The organism is Bacteroides sp. ET225, from assembly GCF_024733745.1.
GTDB lineage: Bacteria > Bacteroidota > Bacteroidia > Bacteroidales > Bacteroidaceae > Phocaeicola > Phocaeicola excrementipullorum.
This window is the reverse complement of the sequence record NZ_JANRHN010000003.1, coordinates 125,084-148,766: the sequence shown is the minus strand read 5'-3', so window position 1 is coordinate 148,766 and position 23,683 is coordinate 125,084. Positions and strand designations below refer to the sequence as shown.

General features: G+C 49.6%; 11 protein-coding genes. 7 read left to right on the top strand and 4 right to left on the bottom strand.

Going from position 1 to position 23,683, the window contains the following annotated elements:
- The first annotated feature begins 1 nt into the window (after position 1).
- The 6 genes from NW212_RS02405 (at position 2) to NW212_RS02380 (ending at position 12,069) form a co-directional block, all read left to right on the top strand.
- The gene (locus tag NW212_RS02405; RefSeq protein WP_258337048.1) at positions 2–1,567 is read left to right on the top strand and encodes a hypothetical protein; all 1,566 of its coding nucleotides are present in this window, start codon (positions 2–4) and stop codon (positions 1,565–1,567) included.
- Between the two features lie 186 nt (positions 1,568–1,753).
- Complete coding sequence (locus tag NW212_RS02400) at positions 1,754–3,310, top strand: DUF6562 domain-containing protein (protein WP_258337047.1); 1,557 nt, start codon at positions 1,754–1,756, stop codon at positions 3,308–3,310.
- A gap of 56 nt (positions 3,311–3,366) precedes the next feature.
- On the top strand, positions 3,367–4,992 hold the full coding sequence (locus tag NW212_RS02395; protein ID WP_258337046.1) for a DUF6562 domain-containing protein: 1,626 nt from the start codon (positions 3,367–3,369) through the stop codon (positions 4,990–4,992).
- A 192-nt stretch (positions 4,993–5,184) separates the two neighbouring features.
- A complete protein-coding gene (locus NW212_RS02390) occupies positions 5,185–6,804 on the top strand; it encodes a DUF6562 domain-containing protein (RefSeq protein WP_258337045.1) in 1,620 nt (539 codons plus the stop codon).
- A 149-nt stretch (positions 6,805–6,953) separates the two neighbouring features.
- Positions 6,954–9,500 (top strand): DUF4962 domain-containing protein, encoded by a 2,547-nt coding sequence (locus NW212_RS02385; RefSeq protein WP_258337044.1) that lies wholly within the window; start codon positions 6,954–6,956, stop codon positions 9,498–9,500.
- A gap of 133 nt (positions 9,501–9,633) precedes the next feature.
- The gene (locus NW212_RS02380; RefSeq protein ID WP_258337043.1) at positions 9,634–12,069 is read left to right on the top strand and encodes a DUF4962 domain-containing protein; all 2,436 of its coding nucleotides are present in this window, start codon (positions 9,634–9,636) and stop codon (positions 12,067–12,069) included.
- A 484-nt stretch (positions 12,070–12,553) separates the two neighbouring features.
- On the opposite strand, the gene NW212_RS02375 is transcribed toward NW212_RS02380, so the two are convergent.
- Positions 12,554–15,088, bottom strand: coding sequence for a DUF4962 domain-containing protein (locus tag NW212_RS02375; protein WP_258337042.1), 2,535 nt, complete (start codon positions 15,086–15,088; stop codon positions 12,554–12,556).
- Between the two features lie 156 nt (positions 15,089–15,244).
- Positions 15,245–17,758 (bottom strand): DUF4962 domain-containing protein, encoded by a 2,514-nt coding sequence (locus NW212_RS02370; RefSeq protein ID WP_258337041.1) that lies wholly within the window; start codon positions 17,756–17,758, stop codon positions 15,245–15,247.
- 299 nt (positions 17,759–18,057) lie between these two features.
- Between NW212_RS02370 and NW212_RS02365 the strand changes: the two genes are divergently transcribed.
- Positions 18,058–22,113 carry a two-component regulator propeller domain-containing protein gene (locus NW212_RS02365; RefSeq protein WP_258337040.1) on the top strand — a complete coding sequence of 1,352 codons (4,056 nt, stop codon included), beginning with the start codon at positions 18,058–18,060 and terminating at the stop codon, positions 22,111–22,113.
- Between the two features lie 3 nt (positions 22,114–22,116).
- Here NW212_RS02365 and NW212_RS02360 read toward each other — a convergent pair whose 3' ends face one another.
- Positions 22,117–22,584, bottom strand: a complete 468-nt coding sequence (locus tag NW212_RS02360) for a GNAT family N-acetyltransferase (RefSeq protein ID WP_258337039.1) — start codon at positions 22,582–22,584, stop codon at positions 22,117–22,119.
- A 13-nt stretch (positions 22,585–22,597) separates the two neighbouring features.
- Positions 22,598–23,488 carry a hypothetical protein gene (locus NW212_RS02355; protein WP_258337038.1) on the bottom strand — a complete coding sequence of 297 codons (891 nt, stop codon included), beginning with the start codon at positions 23,486–23,488 and terminating at the stop codon, positions 22,598–22,600.
- Between the last annotated feature and the right edge of the window lie 195 nt (positions 23,489–23,683).

The window sequence follows — 23,683 nt, the reverse complement described above, 5'->3', positions numbered from 1 at the left end:
CATGAAGAAGCTATTTTTATATGTGATGCTGGTTCTGGGTGCGGGACTTTCGTCATGCACAACGAAAGATCTCGACTGGGAATCTTCTGGCGGGAACTCCGGTACGGTGGAAGTGGAGCTTCCTGAAGGAGGGACACCGACGGACGGAACATCGACGCCATTTCCGGAAACGCCGGAAGGTTATCAGCTTCGCTGCATTCTTGTGAGCGGAGAAAACCGCTACGAGATGGTGGAGTCGGAGTCTGTGAACAACAAGTTCTACTTTACTGATGTTCCTGTCGGCGCTGAACTGTATGTGTGGGCGGATTTCATTGAAGCGGATGCCGAGCCTGACGAGAACGGACGTTATGCCGATCTGTACTATGATACGCAAAGTATGCCGACAATCGCTTATGTAGCCGGCCGGATGACAGACGGAAGCTTGTTCAACAACGATGCGTGCGATGCTTTCTATGGTCATGTTGCAGCCGGTGAGGGAACGGTGCTCACCTTGAAGCGTCCGTTTGCGAAAGTTACTTATTCCAATGAGGATGCGATTGCTGTTTCAGGAAACATAGAGGTCAGTTATGAAGTATTCAACAGGTTTGACATACAAAGCGGAACTCCGGATGGAACGGGTACAATCAGTTATGCCGGTGGAGTGGCGGATAGAGCTAACCGGGTATGGTTCTCCAATTACCTGTTTGCCTCCGCTTCCGGAAGTTCCGCTCTTCCGGGAGGAGCAATCTCCATGACGGCAGACGGCGTTACAAAGAGTATCGAAACGGACAATATGGTGCTGGAGGCAGACAAGACGGTAAATGCGCACTTTAACTGGGCGGATGCCGGTATCAGTATAACGGTGGATGTAGGCTTTTCCGATCCGGATGCTCCGAGAGTGGGTGACTACTATTACAGTGACGGAACATGGGCCAACTATCTGGTGCCCGGAAAAACTCCGGTCGGTGTCGTATTTGCTACAGTAGAGGGTGACGGAGCCGCTGCTGCCGATGATGTGGCCAACTATGAAGGCGTGACTTTCGAGGACGGTGTGGTTCATGGATGGGTTGTTTCTCTGAAAGAGATGAGCACACCTCAGTTCATTACAAACACTGCAGGCAGTGCTTTGACTGGCGTTGCAGGAGTAGGAACTGCCGAGGATGACATCAAAGGGTATGCGAACTGCAAAGCATGGCCAGACAATGTGCTTGCCGAAGGCGTTGAATATGTGGCACTGAATCAATTAAGCACTTATGCAGAGGATTTCGATGCCCCGCTTCCAGAGTCAGGTACTTCCGGCTGGTATATTCCTGCAATCGGACAGTTGACGGCTTTACGTACTGTTTACGGTGCTGAGAACAATGCAGTAAAGAATGCGCTGCAGGTTTTGGCGGATGACGATTCGAAGGCAGACCTTATCGTGACGGAATCCGGTACGGGCAATTATTATTGGTCAAGTACGGGGAGAACTTCAAATTCCGTGTATTATGTCCGGACTATAACATTTGATCCTGCTGTAACAGATGGATTTATAAATTCGCATGGAGGTACTTCCGGTAAGCGTTGCCGTCCGATACTGACATTCTAAGCCCTTTAGTGGCCCTCCAAACCTCCCCCGAAGGGGAGGCTTCAGAGAAAACATAATAAACAAATAATTAAAATTAAAAACAAACCCGAGGCCCTTCCAAACCTCCCCCGAAGTGGAGGCTTAAAGAACAAGCTCAGTAAGCTCCCCTTCGGGAGGAGTTGAGGGGGCCTTAAACAATAACGAACCATGAAAAGAATACTTTTATATTCGACACTGGCTTTGGGAACAGGACTGTTCTCGTGCAGCCAGGAAGATTTGATGGAGCAGGGCAGTGCGCCTCAGGCAGGGCGGCCCGTTACGATATCGGTGCAGTTGCCGAGCGAAGTGGGAAGTGACGCTGTGTCGCGTGCACTTCCTGCTATTCCGGACGGACATCAGTTGCGTTGCATACTTTATGTGTCGGGTAACGGAGAAACACCGGTACGTCAGGAAACGGTTCTTGCTGATGCAGGAGGAACCATCTCATTCACTTTTACTCCAGCTACTGATACGTATACATGCTCGTTCTGGGCGGATTTTGTTTCAGGCACTGACACAAATGCCGATGGGCGTTATGATGATTTGTATTATGACACGCAGCGTATTCCGGACGTAACTTATTCTTCAACGTTGGCGGATGGACACAGCTTTTATAACAACGATGCCTGCGATGCTTTCACAGGACATTTTACTGCCGCTGAGGTTACGGGCGGTACGGTGGTTTTGAAGCGTCCGTTCGCGAAGGTGAACTTTAAAGAAAAGACTTCGGAGGTGTCGGGAAACATTGCGGTCACGGGTTATGCTGTCAATAACGGAATGAACATTACGGACGGAACGGTAAGCGAAACGAGAGCAAATCTCCCGGACTATAGCGGAGCGGTTGCCGGTGATGGCGTGTGGTTCTGCAATTATCTGTTTGCAGACGGAACAAGCACCAGGCTTCCGGAAAGCATTTCCATGACGGTTGGCGATGGAGGAGCGACTTCCATTTCTACCGATGGGCTGCTTCTGAATGCCAATACGCAATATAATCTGAGCTTTGAGGCGAACGTGGGCGAGGTGGTTCCGGCTCCGCAAGTGGGCGATTATTATTATAGCGACGGAAGTTATTCTTCTGCATTGGATGAGAACAAGACCGTTGTCGGTGTGGTGTTCGCAGCAACAGGTGATGGAAGTGCAATAGACAGTGATTTGCCCGCTAACTACGAGGATGTGACTTTTGCGGATGGTGAAATTCACGGCTGGGTTATTGGCTTGAAGGAATGTGCTTCTTCTGCTTTCTCGGCCGAAAGATTAAATAATGTATCAGGTGTTGCCGTTGCTAACATTACTGCTTCTACAACAACTTGTGATGAAATAAAAGGTTATGCCAATTCGCAGGCATGGAAGGCAGGTGCCGGCGGTGTGGATCTTCCGGCATTGGATGCAGTTGATGCCTATGAACTTGAGGCTCCGTTGACTGAAACCAGTGGCTGGTACATTCCGGCTTTAGGACAGTTGCTGGCTCTGCGAGAGGCCTATAATGCAGAGAGTAGCAAAGTACTTGAGGCATTGACCGCTCTGAATGGAGATGGGGAAGCTGATCTTATGGACACTTCTGCTGAATCTGGTAATACCCACTATTATTGGTCAAGTACTTATCATACTAATATGACAGAACTGGGACTTATGCGCTTCTTTCCGGTTAGCGGAGAAACAAATTATGTTGCCCGTACACAATCGGCAACAACAGGCCGCCACTGCCGTCCCATCTTGACTTTTTAAAAACAACAGATATTGGTTGGCATACAGAAATCATAAACCTTTAAATAACAGACATCATGAAAAAAAGTATTTTATTTCCGGCACTGGCTTTGAGCGTGGGACTGTTTTCATGCAGCCAGGAAGATTTGAGCGGAAACGCATCTCAGTCAGATCAGCCCGTAACCGTTACGGTGCAGCTTCCGGACAATGTTGCCGGCAGAGCTTCTTCACGCTATATTCCGTCAGCTTCCGACGACGCGCATCAGTTGCGGTGCATCCTTTATGTAACCAATAGCGACGGCTCTTGGAGCGAACGCATCGAGAAGGTGGAATCGGAAGCCGTTGGCGAAACCTTCAGCTTTACCTTTACTCCGCAGGATGCGAACGACTATAAATGTACGTTCTGGGCAGACTTCATTGAAGATGATGCTGCCGTTACGGGAGATGGCAACGAAAAGAAATATGCCGACTTGTATTATAACACACAGAGCCTGCCTGCAGTAACTTACAATACGGGTGTGACCACAGACGGAAGTCTTTTCAACAATGATGATTGCGACGCATATTGCGGAACCATCGCAAACGGGGCGGCATTGAGTGTGGAGCTCAAGCGTCCGTTCGCAAAGGTGAGCATTTCCGATAAAGGGGATGCCGTATCGGCAGCTTCTTCAATCAGCGTGAGCGGCTACGGAGTGTATAACGGCTTCAATATCGAGACCAATGAAGTGGTTGGTGAGAGTGAAACCGTGATTTCATGCAGCGATATAGCGCCTGTGAAAACAGACAACGTGTTCTTCTTCAACTATCTTTTCGTAGGAAACAAGAATGAACTGCCGGATGCCGATGGCAACATATCAATGACGGTTGACGGAACGACCAAAGAGATCAATGTGAGTGACATAATCCTGACTGCCAATACAAAGGTGAACGGAAGCCTTGACTGGGCAAATGCACCGTCCGACGGCTCTGTAAGCATTACGGTAGACATTGCAGGCGATTGGGAAGAGGCCGCTGACCCGAACGCTCCGCAGGTGGGTGACTATTATTACAGCGACGGAACCTGGTCTGCTTCTTTAGACGGCACGAAAACCGTAGTTGGTGTGGTGTTCGCCACGGCTGACGGCGATGCTTCTTCGGATGCAGTGGCAAACTATCCGGAGGTGACTTTTGCGGATAACACGATTCATGGTTGGGTTATCGCTGCGCAGGATATGTCTGGAAGTCCGAGATTTGTGGAAACAGGACATGGCTCACAAAGTGCAATTGAAGGCATAGAGGGAGTTGGCACGGGAGAAAGCGATATCTTGGGCTACAAGAATACGCTGGCATGGCCGAACAATGCATTGACAAATCTGGCAGAGGGCACTGAGCAGGGAACTTATGTAGCTATTAATAATATCAGTTCATTTGCTTTGGAGGCTCCGTCTGCATCGAGCGAATGGTATCTTCCTGCTGTTGGACAGCTCGTTTGTCTGTACAATGCTTATTATGCGGGCGAAAGCAAGGTATTGGCTTCACTTTCAGCATTAGAAAACGGTGCCTTGAATACGACTTCCAACAGATATTACTGGTCAAGTACGGCGGACACAGATACTGATCCCTATTCTGTATACCGTGTGACTTTCAATGCTGAAGAAACTGATTATGTCGGTCACAGCACCGGCGGTCCTGGTCAGTCAGCCCGTCCCATGCTGACATTCTAAGGGACTGAAATAGAATGCCCCACACCCCCTGTTTTCACGTCCTGAAAAATGACGGGACATTTTAATGAAGATGATGGGAAACATTGATTAAGATGACGGGTAAAATAAAAAAATGACCCGTCATCTTCCGGCGCCGTTCGGCAATGTGACAAAGGGCTGACATTCATCCGGTTAAACATAAAGAAAATCTGTATGAAAAAACTGTTTTTATATTCTGTTCTGGCATGGGGACTGGCTTTGTCCTCGTGCGGCAAGGACGATGCGGAACCGCAGAATCTTCAGGAACCGCAGGCAGACGGATCGGTTACGGTGTCGGTGACACTGCCCGATGATGCCTTCGGCAACGATTCGCGCGCACTGCCGCAAGCATATGCAGGCCACAAGCTCCGCTGCATTCTTATTGTGCAGGAGAACGGCACGGTCACCGACCGGCAGGAGAAGCTTGTGGATGAGGCGCAGGACGGAAGCTTCTTCTTCACCATCAATCCCGAGGGCGAGGACTTCAAGTGTTCGTTTTGGGCGGATTACGTCGCAGAGGATGCTTCCGCAACAGACGGGAGATACCCCGACTTGTACTATAACACCGAGTCGCTTCCTGCGGTGAGCTATAAGGCGACCGGCAATGAGCTGTTCAACAATGACGCGTGTGATGCTTTCAGCCTTTCGCTTCTTAACGGAGCGACCGCCGGAACGATGACCCGTCCGTTGGCTAAAGTCAGCTTTGCCGACGAAAGGCCTGAAACGGTGGCTTCGGCAGGAAATGTGTCGGTAAGCAACTACAACGTTTATAACGGCTTTGACATCGTGAACGGAACGGTAAGCGACACGCCTGTTTCAATCTCTTATTCCGGGCCTGCAGCCGATGCGGACAATGGCGTGTGGTTCTACAACTACCTGTTTGTGGGAAACAAGAACAGTCTGCCCGGAAATCTCACGATGAAGGTGGGAGAGAATACGCACGATGTGTCTACGGAAAACATCACGCTGACCGCCAACAGGAAGATAAACGCCACTCTCAACTGGGAGCGTGCGAACGGTATCATCACGGTGGACGTGAGCTTTGATGATCCGGATACTCCGAATGTGGGCGACTATTATTACAGTGACGGCACATGGTCGACGTCTTTGAACGCTGAAAAGACCGTTATCGGTGTGGTGTTCGCCACCTCAGAAACGGAAGCGGCCGCCGATTCCCCCGAAAACTACGACGGTGTGACTTTCGAGGATGGAAAGATTCATGCTTGGGTGATGGGATGGCGTGATTTGCATCCTACCCCCCGCTTTGTCAATGCAAGTGCCGAACAGGGCGCTTCCGGCTCTACGGTTGAAAGCATAGAAGGTGTAGGTCAGGGAGAGGATGACATATATGGCTTTGCCAATTGTAATGCCTGGATTGGGAATGTCCTTACCAGTTCTAAAGTGTATGTCGCCTTGCCGAATGTAATGGATAGTTATGCTGGTAATTATAATGCTTCTGTTCCAGAAGGAAAGACGAGCGGATGGTACATTCCTGCAATCGGTCAGTTGGCAGCGTTGCGTAATGCCTATATTGCGGAAGACAGCAAGGTGAAAGCTGCCCTGCAAGGGCTGGTTGATGCCGGTTACGGTTCGGGAGATGCCAATGCCAAGGTTCTTCTGGTAGAGAAGAATGATGCCGGATCAAACCAGTATTATTGGTCAAGTACGGCATACGAAGGCTCTTCAAGCAATAGTGTTATGCGTATGACTTTTGTGAATGAAGATGGAGTTGCCGTCACAAATCAGAATGGAGGAAGTTCTGGCTCTCCTTGCCGTCCCATCCTGACTTTCTGACGAGAAGATCAGCAATGGCATTCGATTGCATACAAATAAATAGGTTTCCATAATCAGAAAGTGCCTTCCCCTTGTCCGGGCCGCGTTCGGCAAGGGCAGGGCGGAGGCACTTTTTTATCAGCCTTGATCACCAAATAATTGAAGAACGTATGAAACATATAATTTATCTGCTGGGAATCGCTTGCGCGTGTTTGACTTCTGCCTGTTCGGATGATGAGATTCTCGCATCAGCTGTAGATGCCGAGGCGGTGGACACTCCGGAAGCATGGCACGACAAGACTCGCACGCAGCCTTACCCGAAGCTCTCGAACGAGCTTTATCTGAACCCTCCGCCGCTCATCGTGCCGGAGTCTATGAAGACGGGAGAGAAACTTCAGTTTGCCCTTTCGCAGGATGAGGGCTTTCCGGAAGCTTCGACCCAGCTTTCGGAAGCGGACGAATGGTGCATGTTCAATCCCCACCGCGAGCTTGCGTCCGGGACGTGGTATTGGCGCTACCGCAATGTTTCCGCCGACGGAACGGAAGAAGCGTGGAGCGAACCCATCGCTTTTGAGGTGAAGCCGGAAACTCCCGTGTTTGTGACTCCCGACTTTGCCGCCTTCCGTGCAAACATTTCGCAGGCAGGGCTGGATGTGCATCCGCGCCTGTACTGCTATCTGAACGGAGATTTGGCGGAAGCACGGCAGCGCGTGGAATCCCATTCGGAATACCGGGGGCTTGTCAGCCGTGCGAACAGTGCCATGAATGTGGATTACAGTATCTACCTGAACCAGGTTACGGAAGACGGTATGGAGGAAATGGCCGATTACGTAGAGTATCTTCACCAGGCCTATCTGCTCACTCAGAACCAGACCTACGCATCCAAGCTGGCGGAAATACTGAGCCTGCTTTGCGGACACGGCTTTACCGACAGTGAACTTTTCGTTTCCAATTTCGGTTCCACTGCCATTGCCTACAGCCTGCTTGTTCCATACGATGTGCTGTATAGCCGTCTGAGCGGAAGTCTGATCCAGCAGGCTCAGGATTTGCTGATGCGCATAGCGCGGCATTATTTTGCGTCTTACTGCGGTTCTCAGGAGAATAATATTTTCGACAACCACTTCTGGCAGAAGAACATGCGCATCCTTTTTCAGATAGCCCTTTGTCTGTGGGACAAGACAGGCTATGCGGAAGAGGCATCCTATATGATGGAATATTATTATGAGCTTTGGACGGCACGCGCTCCGGCTTCGGGATTCAACCGTGACGGCGCATGGGTGAACGGAAGCGGCTATCTGTCGGCCAATCTTTATACCTTATATTATATGCCGATGCTTCTGTCGCATGTGGGGCAGAGCGATTTTCTTCAGCATCCGTGGTATCAGAACGCGGGGCAGGCATTGGTCTATAATTTCCCTCCTTCGTCAAAAAATACAGGATTTGGTGACATGAGCGAACGTTGGGACGTCCCGGGAAGACAATATGCGGCTTTTGCAGATTTCCTCGCGAGGGAAACGGGCGACGGTTATGCCGGATGGTATGCCAACGAATGTTCCACTGATGATGATCCGGACAACGATGTGAGCGATGATGTGCTGTTCCGCATTTATCGCATTTGCAGAAACAGCACCTATGATACATCGTTTCCTGAAGATGCTCCGAAAATGAAGTGGTACGAAGACATAGGCGAAGTGGTGATGCACAGCGATCTTGAACATACGGCAGACAACCTGACGCTGAGTTTCCGTTCGAGCACTTTCGGTTCGGGAAGCCATACGCTTGCCGACCAGAACAGTTTCAACCTGCTTTATGGCGGGAAAGAGGTGTATTATCACTCGGGATATTACACGGCTTTCAGCGATGCGCACAATCTGATGTCGTACCGTCACACGAGGGCGCACAATACGATTCTGGTGAACGGCATCGGACAGGCTTTTTCGACCGAGGCCTACGGCATGATGCTTCGGGCAAACGGAGGTACGCATATTGCATACGCGTTGGGTGACGCTTCGCAGGCTTACGGAGGCATTTCGAATGATCCGATGTGGATACAGAACTTCGCGGATGCGGGCATCGAACAGACACCGGAATATGGCTTTGGCGAAACGCCGCTCACGAAGTACCGCCGCCAGACGCTGATGCTTTATCCGGATATCGTGCTGATTTATGACGAGCTGGAAGCCTCAGAGCCTGTGCGTTGGGACTGGCTGCTGCATAGTCCGGTACAGTTCGGCATCGACGGAGATACGTTTACTACCCGTGCGGAAACCGGCGTAGCAGTAGCTCGTATGTTCAGTGACGCAGCGTTTGAAGTATCTCAAACCGACCAGTTTGTCGTGTCACCGGGAGAGGGCTATGCGAACCAGTGGCACTTGACGGCAGCATTCGCCAACAGCTCTGCCTGCCGCATACTGACCGTAGTGCAGATTAAAGATTCGGAGGGAGAGATTCTTCCTGTTGAACGCAACGGCAGCCGCATCACCTGCGGCGACTGGACGATAGACGTGAACCTCGATCCTTCGTCTGCCGAACGTTTGCAGGTGACGAGCGGTTCCGTTCCGGCAGTCTATAGTTATGGCTCGGACAATGTGCAGACGGGCAGCGGAGTCTATGCACGGCAGTACCGCAATTCTTCCGTACTGTATGATGAGATTGACGGGCAGTATCAGGCTGTGGAACGGACAGACCAGTCGCCCGTATCAAGCAGGAGGGGATGAGGCTTCCTGCCCGTTTCTCCCGAAGTTGAAAAGACTTGGGATTGGAGAGGCCGGTTGGTTTTATTATTATTGATTTTATATTTTTCTGTAAGCCTTTCCTTGGGGATAGGTTTGGAAAGACTTGATTATTGATATGAAAAGATATTGTTTTTTACTGTTTTGTTTGTGTGTGGCTTTTGCCGTCAGCGGCAACAACCCCTTGCGGACAGCTCCTTATCCGCAAGAGAATGACGACGTGTTTCTTAATCCGGCTCCGCTGCTTGTGCCGCCGTCCATGAGGGACGGAGAACTGTTGCAGTTCAACCTGTCGCGGAGCAAACGATTTAACGGAACGGACGACATGCTGTCGGAACCCGTACGCTGGGGCGTTTTCAACGCGCACCGGGTGTTGCAAAAAGGTACATGGTACTGGCGTTTCCGTTCAGTGGACAAGGACGGGAAGAAGCATCCTTGGAGCAAGGTTTACCGTTTTACAATAGGGGAAGACGTGCCGGAGTTCGCTGCTCCTCCGTTTGACGTGTTCCGGAAGAATCTGCCTGTGGAGTGGCCGCGCATCTATTGTTTTCTGGAAGACGGAATGGAAGAAGCGAGGCGCAACGTGCGTTCACATCCGGAGTTCTGGACGATGGTAGACGACGCACGCCGTGCACTGGCGATGGATTTCCGCACGGATACCGTGCCTTACAAGCATGTGTTTGCGATGTCAGAGAACTGCGACAACCTGCATACGGCATGGCGGATGCTGGGCCGTGATCTTTATATTGAAAAGATGATGCAGAATGTGCGCTGCCTGCTTCCTAAGGATCCGACAGAACAGTTTGTCGAAAATGACTTTAATGCGGGCGAACTGGTTTATCTGCTGGCTTGTACTTACGATGTTGCCCGTGACCGTTTTACGGCTGAAGAGCGCAAGCGGATAGAAACATTGATCCTGCATGTGATGAGGCAGTACTGCAACGGACGGTTGATGGGCCGGCTGGAAAACCGTTTTTATGACGAACATATCTGGCAATTCACTGTCCGCCGCCTTATGCAGGGAGCTTTGGTATTGTATGACAAGTATCCGGAAGCTGAAGAATATCTGGAATATTTGTATGAAGCCTGGACTTCGCGGGCGCCGGCTTCCGGTTTCAACCGTGACGGTTCATGGCACAACGGAGCGAATTATTTCAGCGCGAATGCCGTCAGCCTGATGTATCTGCCTTCGCTTCTGGGATATGTGACAGGCGTTGATTTCCTGCAGCATCCGTGGTACCGGAACGCAGGCAAGGGAATAGCTTATACCTGGCTTCCCGGTTCGCTGAGTGACGGATTCGGCGACGGCCATGAGAAGATGAACAAAAAGCCGCTCCGTATCCGCAGTGCGTTTGCCGACTTTCTGGCGCGTGAAACCGGAGATCCTTATGCCGAATGGTATTCTTCGCTTAACGACAGCTATAAGGAGGAGTTTGAAACCCGTCTTTATCGGATGGCGTGCGGCAAGCCGAGGGCGGAACGTGCGGAACTGCCCGACAGTGCGCCGAAGGCTGTGTGGTTCCGCGACTGCGGCGAGATGGTGGCCAACAGCGATTTGCATGATCTGAAGCGGAATGTCAGCTTGAGTTTCAGGAGCAGTCCCTTCGGATCAGGCAATCATACACATTCCTGCCAAAATGCTTTCAATCTGCATTACGGCGGCGAGGCGGTCTATCATGCGGCAGGGCATTACATGAAATTCAATGATCCGCATAATTTGCTTTCGTACCGCAATACGCGCGCTTATAATACGGTGCTGGTGAACGGCATCGGACAGCCCTTTACACCGGAGGCTCGCGGGCGCATCGTGCGTATGATGGAAAGCGATCGGATGGCGTATGCATTGGGTGATGCTTCGGACGCTTATTGCGGAGTCAGCGATATTTGTTTGTGGAAAGAGTCGTTTGAGAAATACGGACTGGAACAGTCGCCCGAAAATGGCTTTGGGGATAATCCGCTCACCAAATACCGCCGCCACATTCTGATGCTGTATCCCAATATTGTAATCGTGTACGATGAACTGGAAGCGTCGGAAGAGGTGCGTTGGGACTGGCTGCTGCACAGTCCGGTGAAGTTTGACTTCGATAACGGGACATTCGTTACGGAACGTCCCGACAAGGGATTCCGTTCGGTGGGACACATCTGGGGCAGCGTGGTTCCCCGTCTTGTACAAACGGACAAGTATGCGGCTTCTCCCAGTGACAAGGATGCTCAGCGAGGCGAGGATTTCACTCCCCAATGGACTATGACCGCGGCTTTTGATTCGTGCCGCAAATGCCACGTACTTGCCGTGATGCTGGTGGAGGCCGACGGAATGAAGGCTGTAGACGTGAAAGATGAAGGCGGAAGCCTTACGCTGGGCGACTGGAAGATAGAAGCTGAACTGGATGCCGAGAAAGCTTCACGGCTTTCTGTCCGCAACTTGTCAAACGGTTCTTCGTTCAGCTATGGCGAAGATCCGTCGGGCGCTTCCGTGATTTCCGACACTGTGGACGGAAAACTTTCGGTAAACAAGATGACTGACCAGCATATTCTTTGGATGGGAAAATGGTAATGGAACATCCGTAGGGAATTCAGAGCTTTCCCACTAAGAAACTGTTTTGAATTTATCGTGTGCTGATTTGGGATGAGTTTTTGAGGCATTTCCGTTTGTGTGATGAGGAAGATAGCGGGCTATCTGACGAAGAACAGAAGCGGAAAAGACCAAAAAATAGCCCAAAGCACACACGAAAACGAATACATCAAGCCAAGAAAAACTTTTTGGAGAAATTCAAAACAGTTTCTAATTGTCATGTGAAGGCTTTGACTGAAAACGTACCGGAACGCAGAGATTTATCAGGTTGGATTTCCCTGTATTTTCTCTCTGTGTTCCGGTATTTTATGTTTCATGGAAGTCTGATCGGGAGCCGTAGTTTGGCTTGTCGCCCGCATTTGTCCTATCGAATGCCTTTTAAGTGAAACTATGAAAAAGGCCGTATCTCACGATACAGCCTCTTCTTCCTATTGAAAACCTTATATTAAATGTAAATAGAGAAATCTTATTTTTCAGGTCCGGCTCCAGTGAACTGGGGCTGGTAATCGGACATTTCATGCACGAGCCATTCGCCGTCGATTTTGTCAAATAAAACAGACGAGCCTTGTTCGAGACGTTTGTAGGTTGTGTTTCCTATTTCTATATCTCCGTCCCCCAGACTGAATGTGGCATTGTTGCGGTCGTTGAATATTTTGAGCGAAGCCGGTTTTGCCGGATCAAGTTCCGCTTCAATTTTCCATCTTTCGCAGGTGAACACATTCCCTTTGCGCGAAAGCACCTTTTCCTTGTTGCCGTCAGGCATGATGCGGATGACGGTGAGGATACGGTTTTGTGCGCAAGGCTGGAACTTGGCGGTCAGGTGCCACTGGTTAGGATACTTCACTCCTTTTTTCATCTTCTTCGGATCGGGCGGAGCCACATACTGGTCGGTTTGTGTCATTTCGAATGCCTGGTTGCTGAACATCTGTGCCACGGAACTGAACTGTTTTTCTTCGTAGCGTGTGGTCATCGTGTGTTTGGCATTGTCAATCTGGAACTGTACCGGACTATGCAGCAGCCAGTCCCAGGTGACAGGCTTCGAAGCCTCCAGTTCGTCGTATATAACCACGATGTCCGGATGAAGCAGCAGAATGTGGCGGCGGTATTTGGTGAGCGGAGTTTCTCCGAAGCCGTATTCCGGAGTTTGGGCAAGTCCTGCTTCTTCAAAATTCTTTATCCACATGGGATATTCGCTGGTTCCGCAGTATGCGTTTGATGCATCTCCCAGTGCATAAGTGATGTTCTCGCCGTTCAGCATCCGGGTAATCTTACCGTAGGCGCGGGTTGTAAAAGGCTGTCCGATTCCGTCAACAAGAATGCTGTTGTGCGCTCTTGTATGGCGGTAGGATAGTATGTTGTGGGCATCTTTGAAGTTCAGGTAATAGCCGGTAGAGCGATATACAGGTACTCCACGGAAGTGCAGGTTGAAACTGTTCTGGTCGGCCAGTGTATGGCTTCCTGATCCGAACGGGCTTGAACGGAAGCTCAAGAAAACGTTGCGGTTGGTGTTCTGAATGGCCGAGTGGGCATACACTTCGCCCATGTCTTCCATCCAGACAGCATTGGGGCGATCGGCCGGAAGATCTTTCGTGTACGGATAGTCTTTCGCTACACGGGCCATGCGGTAAATGCGTGTTTCATAGTCACGTCTTAAATCCCGTGTACAGTGTGAAGCATACCATTTGGCGTAGGGATTTCCGATTTCCCGTGCAAGGAAGTCTGCTATGGCCAGACGCTGGCGGTCGGGTGTCGGCTGGCGTTCGTTTCCGTCACCGAATCCCGCACTCATCGTGCCTACAGGAAACGCATAGAGCAGTGATTGTCCGGCATTCTGATACCAGGGGTGTTTCAGAAAATCAAATCCTGTGATATGCGAAAGCAGGCTGGGAACGTAATAAAGCGTTTTCGTGTTTGCAGTGAAGTATCCTGTTCCGTTCTGCCATTCTCCGTCGCGGTTGAATCCTCCGGCCGGAGCGCGCGTGCTCCAAAGTTCATAGCAGTATTCCAGCATTTCGCGGGCCTTTTCGCTGTGTTCATAGAACATCAGGCCGATTTCAAGTGTCTGCCGGAAGCCGTGCTGCCAGAAGTGGTTGTTGAAGAAGTGTGTTTCTTCATATCCGGTGCGCATCGGATTGTGGTGGTTCTTTGCCACTTCGAATACAAGCGTTTCGATTTGTTTCAGTTCGTCTGCCGTAAACATGTCGTGGCATACGTCGTAGCACATCAGAAGCTGCTCAATCAGATCGCCGCAGAAGAAGTCGTCGCGGAGCAGATTCTTGTCGGGGGTCGATTTCAGATAGGCGCGGGTGATTTCCACCATCTTGTCGGCATACTGCTTGTCTTCGGTGAGCGTGTATGCGGTATGCAGGTAAGTGACGAAGGCAAGAGCCGGGCGTGCTTTAGGGTATGGGTTGGCTGCCGGTTCATAGTTGAGTCCCATGTTCGCGCGGTTCAGCATTTCCTTGTATTCGGGATGTGAAGCTACGTTTGCGCGTGCGGTCTTCAGGTCGTTATCCAGAAAGCAGAACAGGCGCGGATAGCCTTTCGGCAGATTCTTCCGGAAGGTTTCATAGACCGGCGTGGCGAATTTCGGTTCGTCGCCTGCAATCTGAAAATCATAAGGCTGGCTCCATTCGCCTTGTTTCCCGTCTTTTACTTTACGCCAGCGCCAGTACCATGTACCTTTGTCAAGCACTTTATGCGGACTGAACATGAGCCAGGGCTTTGCGTCGGCAGTGATTGTTTTTCCTGCAGGGAAAGTTTTGTCGTTGCTCAGCTCGAACTGATACGAAGCGTCTTTCTCATGCACGCTTTTGGGGAGAATCAATGGAGGCGGACTCAGATAAACTTGATGCATCGACTGCGGATAAGCTGTTTCGCGTACATTCTCGTGTACCCGTTCCAGCGTCGTTTTCTGTGCCGTGGTCGGACTGACTCCGGCAAATGCGAACAATGATATGGCCATCATCATTCCCTTGAAAAGTAACAAGTGTTTTTTCATGTTGCAATATTTATTGATTAGAAAAATTAAGCTCTTTCAACTAAGCTCCGAGCCTCTCAACTCCCCCCGAGGGGGAGTTTATATAGCTTGATGTTTTCTTAAGCCTCCCCTTCGGGGGAGGTTTGGAGGGACTGTAGTTTGGAGGATCCTTGGGCCTTATTTCGCTCCCGTCAGTAATGCCGGTCTGTCAGCCATCTCTTTCGTTTCCCATATTCCTCCGATGTTATCGTGAAGAACAGAGGCGTTTTTCTTTTTAAACCGATAGGTCTTTCCGCCAGCGTTCATTTCCTTGAGGCCGTATCCGAATGCCGCGTTGTTCCGTGTATTCCGGATGTACAGGCTTGCGGGGCGGTCGGCATCCAGTTCTGCTGTCACGGTCCAGTCCCCGAAACGGAAAGTGTTGCTGTTTTTACGTACGGCAGGAATTGTTTTCTTGCCTTCAGGTGTAATCTGGATGAGTGTCAGCACGCGGTTTTTCTTGCATGGCGAGAACCGTGCGTCGATAGACCATTCTTTATAAAACTCTTCTCCGCGCACGGCTATGGCTTTGTTGGGATCTGCCTGATACCGGTCGGTCTGCGATATCTTGCACGGCTGTTCGCTGAATATTTCTGCCAGCGAGGCGAATTTGCCTTCCGGATGTACTGTGGTCAGCCGGTTGTTTTCAATATGGAACTGATGGCGGCTGTGAAGCAGCCAGTCCCAGTGAACTTCCTTGTCAGCTTCCAGTTCATCGTAGATCAGCACCTTATCGGGGTGAAGGAGGAAGATATGCCGGCGGAACTTCTTTAGCGGCGTTTTCCCGAATCCGTTTTCAGGCGACTGTTCAAGTCCGGCATTCTTGAAGTTCTTTTCCCACATGGGATATTCGCTGATCCCGCAATATGCCTTTGAGGCATCTCCCAACGCATAGGATATATGCTCACCGTTGAACATGCGCACGATGTTGCCATATGCCCGTGTGGTGAAAGGCTGTCCGATGCTGTCTGCAAGAATGGTATTGTATGCGCGTGTGTTCCGGTATGACAGCAGGTTATGCGAATCGGCGAAGTTCATGTAGTGGCCTATAGCCCGATATACGGGAATTCCGCGGAAGTGCAGGTTGAATGCGTTCTGGTTTGAGTGCGTGTGGCTGCCCGAACCGAACGGGCTGGACCGGAAGCTCAAGCTTAAATTGTTGCTCAAATCGTTTAGGTCGGAGTTGGCTATCATTTCGCCGCTGTCTTTGAACCACACGGCTTTGGGCGCGTCTTCCGGGAGGTTTTCATTGTCCGGACGTTTCTTTCCGCTGGCGAGCCGATAGATGCGCGTTTCGTATTCGTCCAGATAACGCCGGTTGAGCGACGAGTACCATGCAGCGTACGGGTCGCCGGTTTTGCGTGCCAGATAATCTGCGTATGCGCTGCGTATACGGAGCGGCTGGGCATTCAGTTTCTCGTGTCCGTCACCGAATCCTGCTGCAGACGAGTTGGGAAGCCAGCTGTAGGCTTCTCCGATTCCGGAGTTCCGGTACCACGGATGCTGTAGAAAATCTGTTTTTGTCAGATACGAGAACAGTTCGGCTATATAATATAAGGTAACGGCATTGGCACTGAAATAGCTCGTGCCGTTGTGCCAGTTTCCGTCACGGTTGAATCCGGATGCCGGAGCACGCGATGTCCAAAGCTCATAGCTGTATTCCAGATAGTTTCTGGCTTCGGGATATTTGTCATGAAGCACCAGTGCCGCTTGCAGGAAGTGCCGGAAGGTGAACTGCCAGAAGTGGTTGTCGAAAATATGCACTTCTTCTTTTCCGATAATGTGCGGGATATACCTGTTCAGTACAGACAGGAGGAGTTCTTCGATCTGCTGTCTCTCCTGTGTGCTGAAACGGCTGTAGCATGTTTCGTAGGTGCAGGCCAGTGTATAAGCCAGTTCGCCGGCATTGAAGTCATTCGCCAATACATTCTCGTCCGGTTCTGTTTGCAGCAGGCATCTGACGTTCTGTACCATTTTTTCGGCATAGACATCACGCTGCATCATCATATAGGCAGTATGCAGGTAGTTTGCATGCTTATACATTAGCGATATTTTCTTGTAGGGGGCCGTGTCGGTCCGGTAATCCATTGCAAGTGCATCCCTCGCTTCGCTGATCATGCGTTCAAAGTCGGGGGACTGGCGCATGTGCTTCCGTGCTTCTTCAACCGTGGCATCCAGAAAGCAGTACAGCCGTGCATGGTTTTGGGGTATGTTGCGGAGGAAGGTTTCGAAAGGAGGCGTGACGAACTGAGGCACGTCTGCATCCATTGTAAACGAGTAGGTTGGACTCCACGGCATTTTTTCTCCTCCTTTTTTCACCGAGCGGAAGCGCCAGTGCCATGTTCCCGGCTTGAGTATGCGGTGCGGGTTGAACATGCGCCATACAGCCGGCTTGGAGATTTGGGTGCTGCTGTCTTTGAATGTCTTGTCTTGCGAGAGCATGAATTGCACGGAATCCCCCTCTTCGCCGGGGGGAACAAGCAGTGGAGCCGGATTAATGAACGGCTGGTGAAACTCCTGCGGATAGGGAGTGGTGCGTGTGTTTTCGTGTATCCGGTCAGGGAAAGGTGTCGTTGCGGCATGAAGCGTGCTGCACAGCAGCGTGCAGGCCGCCAATGCCAGATTTTTCATGGTTAGCAGATTGTTCTTCATATTGTCTGTTTTTGTTTACTTCAACAAAAGTAGGCGACTCTGCTCTCTCCGACTTTCTATTTTGCGTAAAAATACTTCATTTTTATCTTATAATTAAGTCATTGGACAAAATTGAAAGTAAATTCAACGATTTTGAAAGCGGAATCGGTTTGTTCAGATTTGAATTTTGCCTATATTTGTTTTTTCGTTGAAGTATCGCGGCTTGCCGGAGTTGCTGGTAAATGAAAGCATTGGCAAACGGGCTTTTTAGCCGGGAGATTGAAGTGAATATCGGAAATACAGACTTAAGAGATAAGACAATGAAAAATGCAGTAAAGTGGCGTGTCTTTTTATGGTGCGTATATTTTTCAGTTATTCCGGCGATTGCTTTCGGACAGATTTCGTTTGAGCATATCGGTCTGTCACAGGGGCTGTCGCAAAGTACGGTTTTGAGCATAGCGCAAGACCGGAAGGGAAATATGTGGTTTGCCACTTATGACGGACTGAACCGTTTCGACGGATATAATTTTACGGTATATCAGCACGATGATTCGGATTCCACCAGCATCTCAAGCGATATAATCCGTGTTGTGATGACAGATGGTGGAGGCAATCTGTGGGTTGGCACACATCGGGGATTGTCGTTGTATGATATGGACAAGGATGTCTTCTGTAATTTCCGCTACCGTTTGAAGGACAAGGATGCGGAAGTGCTTCATATAGAAGAATGGGAAAAGGGGCATTTGCTGGTGAACACAACCGAAGGACTTGTGTTGTTTGATAAGCGGAAGAAGGCTTTTGCCGATGTTCCTTCCTGTTTAAGACCGTTGCGTCCTACTGCGGTCGAGCGTAATGATGAGCAAATCTTTTTCGGGCAAGGAAGTGAACTGATGGCTTATTCTTTCTTTACGCACAGTTTGAGTAAAATGGACTGGTTTCATTCGAAAAAAGACAGGCGGATTCTTTCCATATTTCAGCAGGCAAAAAACAAGCTGTGGGTAGGGACGGAAGGAAACGGACTGTTCCTTCTGGATGTTGAAGGGGAAAGGATGAAACATTATAGCTCCGGGAATAGGGGACTGAGTTCTGACTATATCCGGGCTTTGGCCGTAGACATGGAATCGCGTTTGTGGGTGGGCACCATCAACTCGTTGAATATATATGACGAAAAGAAGGATGAGTTTATCGTTTATAACAGCGACCCGGTCAGGGAAGGTTCGCTGTCGCAGGCTTCTGTGAGGAGCATTTATTGTGATTCTCAAGGGGGCATGTGGCTGGGCACTTATTTTGGCGGATTGAACTATTATCATCCTTTGCGCCGGCGTTTTCGCGTAATTAAGAATATTCCTTATCACAATTCGCTCAGTGACAATGTCGTGAACTGCATCCGTGAGGACAAGGAGGGAAACCTTTGGATCGGGACAAACTCCGGAGGACTGAATTTTTATGATGTGCACAGCGGACTTTATACTTGTTACTCGCGGAACAGCGGGCTGGAATTTGATGATGTGAAAAGCCTGTATATAGACGAAGATGATGACCTGGTGTATATTGGCGGTCATTCCGGCGGATTGAATGTGCTGAACCGGCGGACAGGCAATATTGTCAGATACACAATGGAGAACAGTGGCCTTCAGACAAGGAATGTATACAGCATCATCCCCGATTCCGACGGATCGGTCTGGTTGGGCACGTCCAATGGAGAAATTTATCGTTTCTTTCCCCATTCGCAGAAGTTTGAGCGGATGACTTGCTATGTTGAGGGGGAGGTTTACAAGGATCAGGGACGCATCGCGATGTGCTTTGATTCGCAAGGAAGATTATGGGTCGGAGGAACCAACGGGGCAAATGTCTATCTTTTGTCGGGCAACCGTCTTGAAAGCACTGATTCTATAGCAGGCGGTGCGCTTCGGAATGAGATGGTGAATTGCATCCATGAAAATCTGAAGCATTCTTGTTTTTGGATCGGCACGAGAAACGGGCTGTATTGTCTGGATGGGAGAGCCCGGGTGTTGAGGCATTATACTGTAAGGAATGGTTTGCCCAACAATGTCATTCAAGGTATAATGGAAGACAGCGCAGGAATGCTTTGGGTCAGTACAGACCGTGGGCTGGCTTGTCTGGATGTGAAGGAAGAAACCTTTAGAAACTATTCCGTTGTAGACGGCTTGTCTTGCAATCAGTTTAATATAGGTGCCTATTGCATGACCGCTTCCGGAAGAATGTATTTCGGCAGTGTTGACGGAATTGTTTCATTCAATCCGGAAACATTGACGGAAAGCCCTTTCATTCCGGCTGTACTGATTACCGAGCTGCAAGTCGCAAATAAAACGGTCAAGCCGTTTGACGATACGGGAGTGCTTAAAAAGCATATCAGTGAAACCGAGAGCATCACGTTGTCTGCCGGACAGTCGTCGTTTATGTTGAAATTTGCTGTCACCGACTACATCTCAGGAACGCACAACCGTTTTGCCTATCGTCTGGACGGATATGAAAAAGACTGGATTTATGTAGAGAATCCCAACCGTTTTGCTGTGTATTCGAATCTTCCTGCCGGAGATTACCGCTTCATGGTGAAGGCAGCTAACCGTGACGGCCTGTGGAATGATGTCCCGACCGTGCTGGAAATCAAGATTCTGCCCATGTGGTATCAGACATGGTGGGCGAGGATGTTGTTTTTTGTCTGTGTGGTGGGGGTGATAGCTTTTATCATCCGTTACTTCTGGATCCGGAAGACAATGCAGTTGCAACTGGAAATGGAGCGCATGGATAAAGAGAAGGCGAGAGAAATCAACGAAATGAAAGTGCGTTTCTTTATTAACATTTCTCATGAATTGCGTACTCCTTTGACATTGATTGTAGGTCCTTTGCGGGATGTGCTTCCTCAGATTACCGACAAATGGGTGCTGTCAAAGCTGAAATACGTGAATGCGAATGCCGGGAGGTTGTTGTTTCTGGTGAATCAGTTGCTGGATTATCGGCGTGCAGAACTGGGCGTGTTTCATCTTAAGGTAAGCGAAACGGATGTTCACGCTCTGGCAGAAAAAGTGTTTAATGCCTATACAAGTCTGTCGGAGTCAAAGCAGATTGCTTATCATTTGAATTCTGATATGAGAGGGAAGAAAGTGATGTGCGATGGAAATTACGTGGAACTGATTCTGAATAATTTGCTTTCCAATGCGTTTAAGTATACACCTAAAGGCGGCAGCATCACACTTGCGTTGAAGGAAGATGATAAGAACCTGTCAATGCTGGTAAGCGATACCGGTCAGGGAATTCCGCCTGAAAAGCAGAATCTGGTGTTTGAACGCTTTTATCAGGTGAACCATGAAAACATAGGCAGCGGAATCGGATTGTCGCTCGTGAAGAAACTGGTTGATTTGCATCATGGCACGATTGAACTGACAAGTTCGGTAGGGAAGGGAAGTGTGTTTGCTGTTTGTCTTCCTGTTTCAGCCGGAGCTTACACAGCTGATGAATTGGCAGGTGAAACAGATGAAAAGGCGAAAGTGGAGGATGCTGTTGTGAGAATGGAAGATTGTCTGCCGGAAACGAATGCCGGCGAACAGCCCCGTGGTGCAGATGAAGATGAGGACGGGCAATGCGGGCAGAAAGGAAAGCAGTCGGTGCTGCTGGTTGAAGACAATGCGGATATTATAGACTATCTTGCAGATGGATTGAAAGATTATTTTCATGTGCTGAAGGCCGGAAACGGGCAGGAGGCCTGGGAGATCTTGCAGAACGAAGAGGTTAACCTGATACTGACGGATGTGATGATGCCCGTAATGGATGGTATCAGGCTTTGTTCGCAGGTGAAGCGAAACCTGAAGACCAGCCATATTCCCGTTGTGATTCTTTCGGCGAAAGCGGACGTGAAGGACCAGTTGGAAGGTTTGCATGTAGGAGCTGACGACTATATTCCCAAGCCCTTCGTCATGGAAGTGGTAATTGCAAAGATACGCAATGTCTTGCGTACATACCGGCAGGCCGTTGAATTCTATTCGAAATCACTGGAAGTTAAGCCGGAGAAAATGGCGCTGAATCCTTTGGATGAAGAGTTTCTGACAAAGGCGGTGAAGATCGTTGAAAACTATCTGGATGATGTGGGCTTCTCTGCGGATAAGTTTGCTGCCGAGATGAACATGAGCCGTTCGAGCCTGCATCTGAAAATGAAGGCCATTACGGGAGATTCCACGATGGACTTTATCCGGAAAATCCGGTTCAGCCATGCGTGCAGGCTGCTGGAAGAAGGACGCTATAACATTACGGAAATCAGTGAAATGGTAGGATTCAACACTCCTTCTTACTTTACGACCAGCTTCAAGAAGTATATGGGATGCTCTCCAACAGAATACGTGAATAAAGAATCGCGGTGATTGTCATTTCCCCAGCCTGTTTTCGCTGTCATCCGGAGATAAGAAATCCAGAGAGAATTTGTAGTGGAAGTTGTGCATCCCCTGCGTTTCATAGAATTTATGCGCACGTGTGCGTAGCCGGTTGCAGCAAACCTCTATCTGTATGCAGCCGGATTCTTTGGCTTTCCGGCAGGCATATGCATACAGTTTCTGGCCGATTCCCTGGCATCTTGCATGTGCGTCTACAGACAGTTCCATGATTTCCGCTATCTTTGCGGCATGATGGAGCTGGTATTCCATGCGCAGGTTCAGGCAGCCGACAGCTTTTCCTTCCTGTTCGTAAATCAGGCAGAGGCAGGAATCGTCTTTCTGCTGGGCATTGTAGATCTTTTCAAACTCCGTGGGCGGGAGCTGTTTTTCTTCCATGCTGCATATAAGGGCGTACACCGCCTTGCAGTCATCCGCCTTGCTTTCTCTGATACAAGCGTTCATAGGTGTCTTAGGGTTAGAGCAGTTTCAGCATTTGTTTTTCACGCTTCAGTTCTTCGAGGCTTTTCTCCGGCGAAACCAGCATCATGCTTTTGATGGTGTCCCCCGTTTCACAGGTATATTCGTAATATATCTGCTGTTCGTCTGTCAGTTTCTCTTTTGGAATCACTTCCGTGCGCATTTTGGCAAATTCTTCCAGTGGAATCTCGTCACTTTGGCGGATGAAGATGACCCGTCGTGCGATGGGATTCCTGTTGTAGTCGTGCGTCAGATAAATGCCTTTCAGAAAGTTGGGGTATTCGATGATGGGAAGTTGCAGATATACCACTTTTAAGGCCAGTTGCAGCCGTTTCTGTTCGTTGAACATCAAATAGCCGATCTGGAACGGAGAGAACAGACCGATGCCCGTATAATAGTCGCCCGACATGTTTTGTGAATACACTTTCGGCATTGTGTCGCCGTCGGTAATGGAAGCGATCATGTACGGTTCCACTTTGAGCCCGTCGGAAAAAGAAGACGAACTGTAGGCCAGATACAGTCCGGTATATACGCCCGCGTTCGGCAGGTAGTTGATGGCTTCCTTTTCAATGTCGTCAAGGAAGGGGCGTTCGTTCTTTTTGCCGTTTATCAGCCTCGGTTCGATGGCATGCACCTTTTCATAAAGCGTATCCAGACATCCTAGGAGTTTGCGCTTTGATACATTGTTCACCTGCTGCAACGATTTGTCCAGCGCTTTTTCCTTGTCTTCTCCGTTGGATATCAGGTTTACATACATTGGAAGCACAGAAGAGTAGAGCGACGAAAGCACGCTTGATGCGATGTCTGTTTCTTCGGATATGTCTTTCATCCGTACACCCGATTCACGGAGCTTTTTCATGCGTTCATAAAGAGATAACAGTCTGTCCATAGTCATAATATCTGCACCGCAAAGATACGATTTAGTTGTTACAGCGGTATTTCAGATATTACATTTCCGTGACATTATTCTTTTATAAACATGACATTATAAAATCGGCGCAATCCGGGGTTATAATACATTATAAATTAATTCTTTCAGATGTCCGGCCGTTCTACTTTTGCTCCCGTTAAAACGAAAACAACT

Bases quoted from the DNA above. Each gene is read 5' to 3' on its own strand.
- NW212_RS02405 (WP_258337048.1), top strand. From the start codon at position 2: ATGAAGAAGCTATTTTTATATGTGATGCTGGTTCTGGGTGCGGGACTT.
- NW212_RS02400 (WP_258337047.1), top strand. From the start codon at position 1,754: ATGAAAAGAATACTTTTATATTCGACACTGGCTTTGGGAACAGGACTG.
- NW212_RS02395 (WP_258337046.1), top strand. From the start codon at position 3,367: ATGAAAAAAAGTATTTTATTTCCGGCACTGGCTTTGAGCGTGGGACTG.
- NW212_RS02390 (WP_258337045.1), top strand. From the start codon at position 5,185: ATGAAAAAACTGTTTTTATATTCTGTTCTGGCATGGGGACTGGCTTTG.
- NW212_RS02385 (WP_258337044.1), top strand. From the start codon at position 6,954: ATGAAACATATAATTTATCTGCTGGGAATCGCTTGCGCGTGTTTGACT.
- NW212_RS02380 (WP_258337043.1), top strand. From the start codon at position 9,634: ATGAAAAGATATTGTTTTTTACTGTTTTGTTTGTGTGTGGCTTTTGCC.
- NW212_RS02375 (WP_258337042.1), bottom strand. From the start codon at position 15,088: ATGAAAAAACACTTGTTACTTTTCAAGGGAATGATGATGGCCATATCA.
- NW212_RS02370 (WP_258337041.1), bottom strand. From the start codon at position 17,758: ATGAAGAACAATCTGCTAACCATGAAAAATCTGGCATTGGCGGCCTGC.
- NW212_RS02365 (WP_258337040.1), top strand. From the start codon at position 18,058: ATGAAAAATGCAGTAAAGTGGCGTGTCTTTTTATGGTGCGTATATTTT.
- NW212_RS02360 (WP_258337039.1), bottom strand. From the start codon at position 22,584: ATGAACGCTTGTATCAGAGAAAGCAAGGCGGATGACTGCAAGGCGGTG.
- NW212_RS02355 (WP_258337038.1), bottom strand. From the start codon at position 23,488: ATGGACAGACTGTTATCTCTTTATGAACGCATGAAAAAGCTCCGTGAA.